Source organism: uncultured Microbacterium sp. (assembly GCF_947488465.1).
Lineage (GTDB): Bacteria > Actinomycetota > Actinomycetes > Actinomycetales > Microbacteriaceae > Microbacterium.
In genome coordinates this window covers 143,384-154,483 of the sequence record NZ_CANKZA010000002.1, presented here as the reverse complement: position 1 = coordinate 154,483, position 11,100 = coordinate 143,384, and the positions used below count along the sequence as shown (strand labels likewise).

Annotated in this window: 11 protein-coding genes; 8 read left to right on the top strand and 3 right to left on the bottom strand. The window is 69.9% G+C overall.

Going from position 1 to position 11,100, the window contains the following annotated elements:
- Positions 1–147: 147 nt before the first annotated feature.
- The 3 genes from Q0653_RS05700 to Q0653_RS05690 are packed head-to-tail and all read right to left on the bottom strand — an operon-like array spanning position 148 to position 1,133.
- Positions 148–231 (bottom strand): SHOCT domain-containing protein, encoded by an 84-nt coding sequence (locus tag Q0653_RS05700; protein WP_298741227.1) that lies wholly within the window; start codon positions 229–231, stop codon positions 148–150.
- The gene (locus tag Q0653_RS05695; RefSeq protein WP_298740852.1) at positions 210–518 is read right to left on the bottom strand and encodes a DUF6325 family protein; all 309 of its coding nucleotides are present in this window, start codon (positions 516–518) and stop codon (positions 210–212) included. The genes Q0653_RS05700 and Q0653_RS05695 overlap by 22 nt, the downstream gene beginning before the upstream one ends.
- Before the next feature lie 24 nt (positions 519–542).
- A complete protein-coding gene (locus tag Q0653_RS05690; protein WP_298943370.1) occupies positions 543–1,133 on the bottom strand; it encodes a hypothetical protein in 591 nt (196 codons plus the stop codon).
- A gap of 115 nt (positions 1,134–1,248) precedes the next feature.
- Here Q0653_RS05690 and Q0653_RS05685 point away from each other — a divergent pair, with 115 nt between their 5' ends.
- From Q0653_RS05685 to Q0653_RS05650, 8 genes are all read left to right on the top strand, one after another.
- Complete coding sequence (locus tag Q0653_RS05685) at positions 1,249–2,445, top strand: glycosyltransferase (RefSeq protein WP_298943908.1); 1,197 nt, start codon at positions 1,249–1,251, stop codon at positions 2,443–2,445.
- Position 2,446: 1 nt separating this feature from the next.
- Positions 2,447–3,532 (top strand): glycosyltransferase, encoded by a 1,086-nt coding sequence (locus tag Q0653_RS05680; protein WP_298943368.1) that lies wholly within the window; start codon positions 2,447–2,449, stop codon positions 3,530–3,532.
- Positions 3,533–3,731: 199 nt separating this feature from the next.
- Positions 3,732–4,700, top strand: coding sequence for a helix-turn-helix domain-containing protein (locus Q0653_RS05675; RefSeq protein ID WP_298943366.1), 969 nt, complete (start codon positions 3,732–3,734; stop codon positions 4,698–4,700).
- Positions 4,701–4,861: 161 nt separating this feature from the next.
- Entirely contained in the window at positions 4,862–7,435 is a 2,574-nt protein-coding gene (nirB, locus tag Q0653_RS05670; RefSeq protein WP_298943364.1) for a nitrite reductase large subunit NirB, read from the top strand.
- Complete coding sequence (gene nirD, locus Q0653_RS05665) at positions 7,432–7,803, top strand: nitrite reductase small subunit NirD (RefSeq protein ID WP_298943362.1); 372 nt, start codon at positions 7,432–7,434, stop codon at positions 7,801–7,803. Before nirB ends, nirD begins: the two co-directional genes overlap by 4 nt.
- 2 nt (positions 7,804–7,805) lie before the next feature.
- Positions 7,806–9,041: a uroporphyrinogen-III C-methyltransferase gene (gene cobA, locus Q0653_RS05660; RefSeq protein WP_298740838.1), complete on the top strand. Its 1,236-nt coding sequence runs from the start codon at positions 7,806–7,808 to the stop codon at positions 9,039–9,041.
- A complete protein-coding gene (locus Q0653_RS05655) occupies positions 9,038–10,168 on the top strand; it encodes a uroporphyrinogen-III synthase (RefSeq protein WP_298943359.1) in 1,131 nt (376 codons plus the stop codon). Before cobA ends, Q0653_RS05655 begins: the two co-directional genes overlap by 4 nt.
- Positions 10,165–10,887: a CbiX/SirB N-terminal domain-containing protein gene (locus Q0653_RS05650; protein ID WP_298943357.1), complete on the top strand. Its 723-nt coding sequence runs from the start codon at positions 10,165–10,167 to the stop codon at positions 10,885–10,887. Before Q0653_RS05655 ends, Q0653_RS05650 begins: the two co-directional genes overlap by 4 nt.
- Positions 10,888–11,100: the final 213 nt, after the last annotated feature.

The window sequence follows — 11,100 nt, the reverse complement described above, 5'->3', positions numbered from 1 at the left end:
TGCACGGGCGCAGTGCTGCCCTTCGGAGAGGCTAGGTGTGCACATCGGCCAAGACGCAATGAGTGGTCAAGGGGCGTCACGAACTGTCACGCGGCGTCATCTTGTTGACGCGATGTGCTGCGCGGGTGTCGCCGCGCGGCGGCGGGATCAGCCGAGGAGTTTGGCCTTCGCAGCCGCGAACTCGGCGTCGTCGAGGATCCCGGCATCCTTCAGCGCGGCGAGTTTCTGCAACTCGGCGACGATGCGGCGACGCTCCCGGCGAGGCGGGCGGCCCACGCGAGCTCCAGCGCGACGATCGCGGCAGACGTCCCCGGGTCGATCAGCTCGGCGAACGAATCGATGTCCTCCTGGCCGGTGACACCGATCGCGGCGAACTCGATGTCCTCGAATCCGTACTCCTCGAGGTGGTCTTCGATTTCGATCGAGGTGACCCCGCCCTCGTCGTCCTTGTGGACGATGACGAAGTCGAGCAGGCGAACGGTCCCCGAGGCGATCAGCTCGTGGAGTGCATCGACCACTCCCGGCGCTCCGGATAGTGCGGATCAGGCCGGATCGATGCGCAGCACGGTCTGCTCGCCCACCGTGAGGTCATCGCTCAGCCGCAGCGAGCGAGCGAGGTCGTCGACCGCCCCGATCACGGTGCCGAAGCGCTCGCGGTCGGCGCACACGGCCGTCACCGTGATCAGGTGCGTGCCGGTGTCCCACGTGTACGTCGCGAACGGGGGCGTGGCGGGCGATGCCGGAAGTGGCATGGTGAGCTTCTCGCCGACCCCCAGATAGGTGCCGCGGAAGGTCTCGGTGTCGTCGTACTCGATCGGCATCATCGCGCGCGCCGTGCGCAGCTGCGCCGTGAGCTCCTGGATCTGTGCCATGACGACCAGCAGATCGGGCTCGCTCTTCCACACCCAGACGAGCACGCGACCGGCCGCCTTGCGCATGAGCCACGGTGCCGCCTGACTGACGGCCCACGCGGTGGCCCCGCCGCCCGGTCGCCCCGTGGTGCCCAGAGCGCCACCGGCCTGGGTCAGCAGCATCCGGATCGCCTTCTTCCGCGCGCGGCGCCCCCGGAAGCCGAAGGACTCCGTCACCGGCACCCAGCGAGTCGGGTCTGCATCTGCGTGAAGTCGCTCCATGACTTCAGGCTACGGCGCGCGGGTGCTCCCGGGGGAGCGGAGGGTGCTCGGGTAGACTCGCACCGGCGTGCTCGCGATCCGCGGGACGCCGCCGCACAGATTGGCCTCGTACCCCGTGACCGGATCCGCGACGCACGACCCCGCGCGGGCACCGCTGACGATCGTTATCGCCGCCGACACCTTTGCCCCCGATGTCAACGGAGCCGCCCGCTTCGCCGAGCGCCTCGCCGCAGGCCTCGCCGGCCGCGGACATGACGTCCACGTGCTCACGCCTGGCGTCTCGCTCCGCAAGCACGGAGTGTTCCACGAGATGATCGAGGGGCAGCGGCTCACGGTCCACCGACCGCCGGGATGGCGCTGGTACCCGCACGACTGGTTGCGTTTCGTCTGGCCCTGGCGAGCGAAGCACTACTCGCGCCGCCTGCTGGATGAAGTGCCCGCAGATGTCGTGCACAGCCAGTCGCACATCGTCCTCGGACGGGCGCTCACCCGCATCGCCCATCAGCGCGGCATCCCGGTGATCGCGACGAACCACGTGATGGCCGAGAACATCCTCGACTTCACCACACTGCCGCCGGTGCTCGACAAGATCGTGGTCAAGGCCGCGTGGGCCGACGCGAAGCGCACGTTCGACATGTCGCGCGCGGTGACCACTCCGACGCGCAAGGCCGCGGAGTTCCTCGAGGCGACGATCGACATCCAGGGAGTCATCCCGATCAGCTGCGGCATCGACAAGCGCAACTACACCCCCGATTTCAGCGAGCGCGATCACTACCGCGTGCTGTTCGTCGGACGCCTGACGACCGAGAAGCACGTCGAGGTCACACTCGAGGCGATCGCGAAGCTCGTCACCGACATCCCGAACATCACCTTCGACATCGTCGGTGGCGGCGACCAGCGCCGCAACCTCGAGCAGACCGCGCAGCGGCTGGGCCTGTCGGACCGGATCGTCTTCCACGGGCGGGTCGAGGAGGATCAGTTGCGCGCGTCGTACGCGCAGGCCGACGTGTTCGCCATCGCGTCGATCGCCGAGCTGCAGTCGATCGCGACGATGGAAGCCATGGCCTCGGGCCTGCCGGTCGTCGGCGCGAACGCCGTCGCCCTTCCGCACCTCATCCATGACGGCGAGAACGGCTATCTGTTCGAACCGGGAAACGTCGATGATCTCGCCGACAAGCTGCGTCGCGTCCTGACCGCCGACCCGGTGGAGTACCGACGGATGCAGCAGGCGTCGCTGGATGGCGTGGAGATCCACGACATCGAGAAGACCCTGGACACCTTCGAGAAGCTGTACCGGGGCGAGCCGCTCTGAGATGCGCCTGTTCTTCGATGCGCGCTACATCCGTGTGGATTTCCACGATGGGATCAGTCGGTACTCCACCGAGCTCGCCGCTGCGGTCGCCGCCGCGGCGCCGGACCGCGGCATCGAGGTCACGTACCTGATCTTCGATGAGCGCCAGCGTGCGTTTCTCCCGGCCGGCGCCGAGGTCCTCGTGATCGGGGATCCGACCGCGATCATCGAGCCGCTGGCGGCGCTCGGGCTCAACAAGCAGCATCCGGATGCCGTGTTCTCGCCGATGCAGACGATCGGTTCACTCGGGCGGCATTTCCGGCTCATCCTCACCCTCCACGACACGATCTACTACCGGCATCGCACGCCGCCGAAGGATCTGCCCTGGTATGTGCGCGCGGGGTGGCGCCTCTTCCACCTGTCGTACGTTCCGCAGCGGCTGACACTGAACGCCGCCGACATCGTCGCGACGGTCAGCGAGACCTCCGCGGCCGAGTTCGCGCGCGTGCGGTTGACGAAGCGACCCGTCGTCGTGATCCCGAACGCGCCGCAGCGTCTGGCGGATTTCGGCGTGACGGTGGTGCCCGGCGCCGAGAACCTCGTCTACATGGGCTCCTTCATGCCCTACAAGAACGTCGAGACGCTCATTCGGGCCATCGGGATGCTTCCCGATCGCACGCTGCATGTGCTGTCCCGGATCTCCGATGCGCGCCGCGCGGAGCTGGAGGCGCTCATCGATCCGGCCGGCGGACGCGTCGTCTTCCACGGCGGGGTGACCGATGCCGAGTACGCGGCGCTGCTCGCTGACCGCGCCGTGCTGGTGTCGGCATCACTCGACGAGGGCTATGGGCTGCCGGTCGCCGAGGCGATCGAACTCGGCGTGCCCGCCGTCATCACCGACATGCCGATCTTCCGTGAGGTTGCCGGCGGTGGGGCGCGCTATGCGCCGGGCACGGATGCCGCCGCCTTCGCCGACGCCGTCCGCACGCTCGATGATCCCGCCGCGGTGGCCGCGGTGATCGCCGCCGGGCGGACCCACATCGCCCGGTTCTCCTGGGAGCGTTCGGCCGGCATCCTGCTCGACGCCGTCGAGTCGCTCCTCCGCTGATCCGCGGGTCAGGGGAGGCGCGCGGGGTCGGTCGGGATGCGGCGGTAGCCGTCGACGCGCAGCGCGCGCGCCGTGCCGACCGTGGCGATGGTGGACAGAGTGACGACGAACAGCACAACAGTGATCATGGCGGAAAAGCTACGCCCGCTTGTGTCCTGCCACTAGTGGCAGGACTGCGCGTGAGAGTAGGATTCCTGCCATGCACACTGTCGCCTGCATCGTCCAGCCCGGTTTCGCGCCGTTCGAGTTCGGTCTTGCGTGCGAAGCCTTCGGTCTCGATCGTCGTGACGACGGAGTGCCGCTCTTCGACTTCCGCATCGTGACGCCCGATCCGGGGGCCGTGCCGGCCAACATCGGCTTCTCGATCAACGTCGACGCCGACCTCGCGTTCGCCGACGAGGCGGACCTCGTGGTCATCGCGCCGATCCCGCGCGAATCGTGGGCGCACGTCGACGAGCGGGTGATCGGCGTCATTCAGCGCGCCGTCGCGCGCGGCGCCTGGGTGCTGACGGTCTGTAGTGGCTCGTTCGTGGTCGCGGCTGCCGGGGTGCTCGACGGGCGCCGGGCGACCACCCACTGGCGCTACGCCGACACGATGGCACGGATGTATCCGCAGATCGACGTCGACCCCGATGTCCTCTACGTCCACGATGGGCGCATCATCACGAGTGCGGGCACGGCGGCCGGGCTCGATGCGTGCTTGTATCTTCTCCGACTCGAGCTCGGGGCAGAACTGACCAACACCATCGCCCGGCGCATGGTCGTCCCTCCGCAGCGCGATGGCGGTCAGGCGCAGTTCATTGCCCGCCCGCTCCCGGAGACGAGCTCGCTCTCGCTCGCCCCCGTCACGGACTGGATGCTGGAGAACCTCCGACTCGACCTTCCCGTCGATCAGCTCGCCGCCCGCGCCCACATGTCACCGCGCACGTTCGCGCGTCGGTTCAAGGCCGATCACGGAACGACTCCCGCGGCCTGGCTCGCCCGCCAGCGGCTCATCCACGCGCAGCGTCTGCTGGAGCAGACCGATCTCGGACTCGATGCGATCGCGTACGAATGCGGTTTCGGATCGGCCGCGGTGCTGCGGCAGAATTTTTCGCGCACCCTCGGCACGACCCCGACCGCCTACCGAGCCCGGTTCAGCTGCACGGTCGAGGTCCTGGCATCCTGACGCCCGCCGCCACCACCCTCACACCGCTCCCTGCGGATTGTGAGGAAGACGTTCCCGCGGGGTAACGAAAGCCCGGGCGCGGTGAAACACACGCTCTCTAGCGTCGGAGGTCACTCCACTCGTGTCCGGGTGAGGTGACGTATCGCCCCAGGAGGACTCCCGTGAGCGCACAGAACCCGCAACGCATCGTCGTCGTCGGCGCCGGCATGGTCGGTCACCGTTTCGTCGAGAGCCTTCTCAGTCGCGAAGACCTTCCCGTGCGCGTCACCCTGGTCGGGGACGAGGGCCGGCTCCCGTACGACCGGGTCGGACTCACGGGATACCTCACCGGACGCGACGCCGACGAGCTGACCCTCGACCCGCACGCGCTCGCCGACGAGCGCGTCGAGTTCGTCCCGGCCGACCCGGTGGCCGTCATCGACCGATCGCGGCGCCGGGTGCGGCTCACCAGCGGGCGCTTCCTCGAGTACGACCGGCTCGTCCTGGCCACGGGGTCGTACGCGGCACGGTTGGCCCTCGATGGTTTCGACCTGCCGGGATGCTTCGTCTACCGCACGATCGACGACCTCGAGCAGCTGCGCACGTTCGTGGAGCGGCGCCGCGAGCAGCTCGGACGGCCTCTGCGCGGCTATGTCGTCGGTGGCGGCTTGCTCGGTCTCGAAGCGGCCGAAGCGCTCGGCGGTCTGGAGGTGACGGCCACGGTCGTCCAGTCCAGTGACCGGCTGATGTCGGCACAGCTCGATGTCGGGGCAGGCGGCATCCTCCGCCGGCTGATCGAGGCGCGCGGCATCGGCGTCCGCACCGAGACCGTCACGACGCGACTCGACCCGGACCGGACGGGTCAGCTCTCGCGCATCGCCTTCCGCGACGGCACCGACGCCGACGTCGACGTGGCCGTCTTCACGGTCGGGGTGCGTCCGCGCGACGAGCTCGCCCGCGATGCGCAGCTCGAGTGCCACCCGCGGGGCGGTGTGATCATCGACGACGCCTGCCAAACGAGCGACCCGGCGATCCTCGCGATCGGTGAGGTCGCGAACTTCGACGGGATGGCCGTCGGTCTCGTCGCCCCCGGCTACGCGATGGCCGAGGTCGCCGCGTCTCGCCTCTCCGGGGGTGATGCGACGTTCCCCGGCTTCGATCTGTCGGCCAAACTCAAGTTCTCCGGCATCGACGTCGCGAGCTTCGGCGACGCGATGGCGGCGACCCCTGGCGCCCTCGACGTCGTCTACGCCGACCCGACCGCGGGCATCTACAAGAAGCTCGTCCTCTCGGATGACGCCACGACGCTGCTCGGCGGCATCCTGGTGGGCGATGCCGCCGCCTACGGGTCGCTGCGACCCCTGGTCGGCGGAGCACTCGGCGCGGACCCGGCCGTCTACCTCGCGCCCGAGATCTCGGGGAGCGCGCCGATGGCGGAGCTGCCCGATGAGGCCGTCGTCTGTTCCTGCTCGAGCGTCACCGCAGGACGCATCCGCCGCGCGGTTCACGAGGAGGGCTGCGTCGACGCCGCCGGGGTGAAGGCGTGCACGAAAGCCGGCGCGACGTGCGGCTCGTGCACCGTCATGGTGAAGAAGCTCGTCGGGGTGGAGCTCGCGAAGTCCGGTCAGGTGGTCTCCAACGCGCTGTGCGAGCACTTCGACCTTTCGCGCCGGCAGCTCTTCGACGCTGTGCGGGTCTCGGAACTCACAACCTTCTCGGCGATCATCGAGCGATTCGGGAGTGGTCGCGGATGCGACATCTGCAAGCCGACGCTTGCCAGCATCCTCTCCACTCTCGTGGGCGGACACGTGCTCGATGGGGAGAACGCGACGCTGCAGGACACGAACGACCATGTCATGGCCAACATCCAACGCGACGGCACTTACTCCGTGGTCCCGCGCATGGCGGGTGGCGAGGTGACGCCCGAGGGGCTGATCGTCATCGGCGAGATCGCCCGCGACTACGCGCTCTATACGAAGATCACCGGCGGGCAGCGCATCGACATGTTCGGTGCGCGCCTCGAGCAGTTGCCCGAGATCTGGCAACGACTCGTGGATGCCGGCTTCGAATCCGGCCAGGCCTACGGCAAGTCGCTGCGCACCGTGAAGTCGTGCGTCGGCTCGACCTGGTGCCGATACGGCGTGCTCGATTCGGTGGGCATGGCGGTGCGGCTCGAACTGCGTTACCGCGGCCTCCGCGCCCCGCACAAGCTGAAACTCGGCGTCTCGGGCTGTGCGCGGGAGTGCGCCGAGGCGCGGGGGAAGGATGCCGGGGTCATCGCGACCGAGAACGGCTGGAACCTCTACGTCGGCGGCAACGGCGGCTTCACGCCGCGTCACGCGGAACTGCTGGCCGAAGGGCTCGACGACGATCAGCTGATCCAGGCGATCGATCGCTTCTTCCTCTACTACATCCGCACCGCCGACCGCCTGCAGCGGACCGCGCCGTGGGTGCAGGAGCTGGAGGGTGGGCTCGACGAACTCCGCGCGGTCATCTTCGACGACAGCCTGGGTATCTGTGCCGACCTCGACGCGGCCATGGCGCGCCACGTCGAGACCTACGAGGACGAATGGGCGGCGACGCTGGCCGATCCGGCCAAGCTCGCTCGTTTCCAGTCGTTCGTCAACGCCCCCGATACTCCCGACCCGTCGCTCGGCTACGTCGCCGAACGCGGTCAGGTGCGCCCCGCGAGCGCCGAGGAGCGGCGCGCGGGAGTGGTTCCGATCGCCGGGACGACGCTGGCGGTACGGCGATGACGGCCGTGGCGGCCGACGCGCGGCAGCGCACGCATACCTGGATCCGGTTGTGCGCCGTTTCCGATCTCGAGGTCGAGCGTGGCAGGGCGGCCCTGATCGGTTCGACGCAGATCGCGTTGTTCCTGTTACGCGACGACTCACTGCATGCCGTGTCGAACCTCGACCCGTACAGTGGGGCCAACGTGATCTCTCGCGGGATCGTGGGTACGAGGGCCGATGCGCCGACGATCGCCTCGCCCATGTACAAGCATGTGTTCGACCTGCGGACCGGCATCTGCCTGGACCCCCAGGGCAAGGAGCCCGCACACCTGCGGGTCTGGCCCGTCGCACGGCGCGGCGAGGACCTCTGCATCCGGTGGGAGGAGTGATGATGACGACCATGATCGGTGTGTCGCTCGCGGGGCGCGAGGTGTTGCTGGTCGGTGGCGGTGCCGTCACGGCACGTCGGATGCGGCGACTGCTCGACGATGGCGCGTATGTTCGGGTCGTCGCTCCGGAGCTGTGCGCGGAGGTGCGCGAGCTGGTGCGGCGCAGTGACGTCACGTGGACTCCGCGGCGGTTCCGCCGCAGCGACCTGGCGGGTGCCTGGATGGTGCACACGGCCACCGGGGACGCGCGGGTCGACCTCGCTGTCGCCGCCGCGTGCGAGCGCCGCCGGGTCTTCTGCATCAACGCATCCAGCGCCGGGCACGGCACGGCCCGGCTGACGGCACAGGCCTCGTCGGGCGACGTGCTGGTCGGCGTCGTCTCGGATGCCGGTGTCGACCCCCGGCGTTCTGTGCGCGTGCGTGACGCCATCGACCGCCTCCTGACCGATGGGCGCTTGCCGCTGCGGCGTCGCCGGACGACCGGCATCGGCCGAGTCGACCTCGTCGGCGGCGGCCCCGGCGCGCTCGACCTGCTCACGGTGCGCGGGAGGCGTCTCATCGCCGAGGCCGACGTCGTCATCGCCGACCGCCTCGGGCCCACGGCCCAGCTCCTCGAGGAACTCGACCCCGACACGATCGTCATCGACGTGGGCAAGCAGCCCGGACACCACCCCGTTCCTCAGGAAGAGATCAATGCTCTCCTGGTCGAGCACGCCCGCGCGGGCCGTCGCGTCGTCCGGCTGAAGGGCGGTGACCCCTTCGTCTTCGGTCGCGGCGGCGAGGAAGTGCTCGCGTGTGTGGCGGCCGGGGTCCCCGTGGATGTCGTCCCCGGGGTCTCGAGTGCGATCTCGGTGCCGCAGGCTGCCGGCATCCCCGTGACGCACCGACAGACCGCCTCGGCCGCGCACATCGTCAACGGGCAGGCCGCACTCACGCCCGCGACGCGCGTCGCCCTGGCCGACGCGGACGTGACGGTCGTCGTGTTGATGGGGGTCGCGGCACTGCCGCGCCTCGTCGCCGCGGCGCTCGCCGAGGGTGCGGATGCCGAGCGTCCCGTCGCGATCGTCGAGAGCGGACACACTCCCCAGCAGCGCACGACGCACACGACGCTCGGCGCCGCGCTCGCCGACGCGCACCGCGCCGGGGTCAGCAACCCCGCCGTGATCGTCGTGGGCGATGTCGCCCGTGCCGGCTTCCTCCTGCCCCACCCCGAGCGGACCCTCGAATGGGCGGGGTGACCGGGACTCCTCCGCTCTCTGAGAGCCTGCGAGGCTGCACGATCGTGATCGCCGTCGATCGGCGGGCCGGCGAACTGACGGCCGCGCTCGAGCGCCACGGCGCACTCGTGCAGCAGGCGCCGGCGCTGACGATCGTGCCGCACATCGACGACGAGGCCCTCTGGGCGCGTACACGGGAACTCATTGCGGCACCGCCGGAGATCGTCGTCGTGACCACGGGTGTCGGGTTCCGTGGGTGGATCGACGCGGCCGATGAGGCGGGCCTGGCCGAAGAACTCGCCGCCGCGCTGGCCGGGGCGCGGTTCGTCGCGCGGGGCCCGAAAGCGCGCGGCGCGATCCAGCAAGCCGGCTTCACCGCCGACTGGGTCGCCGAGTCCGAGACCGCGGCCGAGCTCGGTGAGTACTTGGTCGCGCAGGGCATCGAGCAGACGCGGATCGCGGTGCAACACCACGGTTCCGGCGCCGACGGTCTCGACGAGCTGTTCGCCGCGCACGGAGCCGATGTCGTGAGTCTTACCGTGTACCGGTGGGGTCCCCCGCCCGACCCCGACGTCGTTCAGCGCTCGGTCGCCCAGACCGCCGACGGTGACGTCGATGCGGTTCTGTTCACGTCGGCGCCCGGTGCGGCGCAGTGGCTGGCCGAGGCGGATGCCGCGGGATACCTCCCCGAGATCCGCCGCCGCGCAGTCGGTGGTCGCCTCGTGATGGCCGCCGTCGGCCCCATCACGGCCGGTCCCCTCCGAGACGCGGACATCCCGGTGCTGATGGCCGAGCGAGGGCGTCTCGGATCCCTCGTGCGCGGCGTCGTCACCCATTTCGGCGGAGGTTCCGCGCCGTCACTGCCCACCAGCGCCGGTGCTCTCCAGTTGCGCAGCGGGGGCGCGATCATCGACGGACGCTTCATCACGCTCTCCCGCACGGCCGTTCGCCTCCTGGGGGTGCTGTTCGACGCCCGCGGTGATGTGGTGCCCCGCATCCAGTTGTTGGACGTCTTGCCGCGGACGGGCGGGGGCGACCACGCCGTGGAAATGGCTGTCGCGCGGGTTCGCGAAGCGCTCGGTATCTCGGGCGTGATCAAGACCGTCATCAAGCGCGGCTACCGACTCGACGTGGATTCAGCCGCATGAGCGAGATCACTCCGACCACGCTGATCGCGTGCTCCCACGGGACCCGGTTCGCCGAGGGGCGGGCGGTCGTCTCCGCCCTCGTCGACCACGTCGCTCACCTTCTCCCCGACATCGAGGTGCTCCCTGCCTTCGTGGATGTGGAGGAGCCCGCCGTCGCCGACGTCGCCGCTGCGGTGCCCGCCGATCGGCGTGCCGTCATCGTCCCCCTGCTGTTGTCGCGGGGCTTCCACACCGGCGTCGACATCGCTCGGGCCGCAAAGCCCCACGAGCACGTGCACGCCGCGCAGGCCCTCGGGCCGCACTCGCTGCTGGCCGATGTTCTCGTGTCGCGCCTCGCTGAGGTCGGGGAGCTCGATGCTCCGGGGACGCAGGTCGTGCTGGCCGCGTCGGGATCGTCGAACCCCATCGCCGCAACCGATGTCGAGGCGCTCGCCGCATTGCTGCGCGAGCGGCTGACGGTTCCCCTCACGGTCGGGTACGCGGCGGGGTCGACTCCGCTCATCGCCGATGCCGTGGCGGCGGCGCGTGCTGCGGGAGCCACCCGGGTGATCGCCGCGAGCTACGTCTTGGCCCCCGGTCACTTCGCCAACCTCGTCGCTGCGAGCGGCGCCGACGCGGTGAGCGCTCCCTTGGCGGTGACCCCCGGCGGCGGAGTCGAGCGCCGAGTGTCCCGCGTCATCGTGGATCGTTTCCGCGAGGCGCTGGCCGCGGCGTCCTGACGCACCGCGCGCTTCTCGCAGCTGGGACGCCGCAGGTGACCGAGTCGCATGGCCGGTGGTGCAGATGGGGCCGGGTGGGGCTGATGTGGCGCGCCCGGGCGGGTGCGCCATGCGACTGGACTCACGGCGGCGCAATCACCGGCGGCGCAATCACCGGCGGCCGCACAGCGCGGAGGGTGGGCGAGTCGCACGGCCGGTGGTGCAGATGGGGCC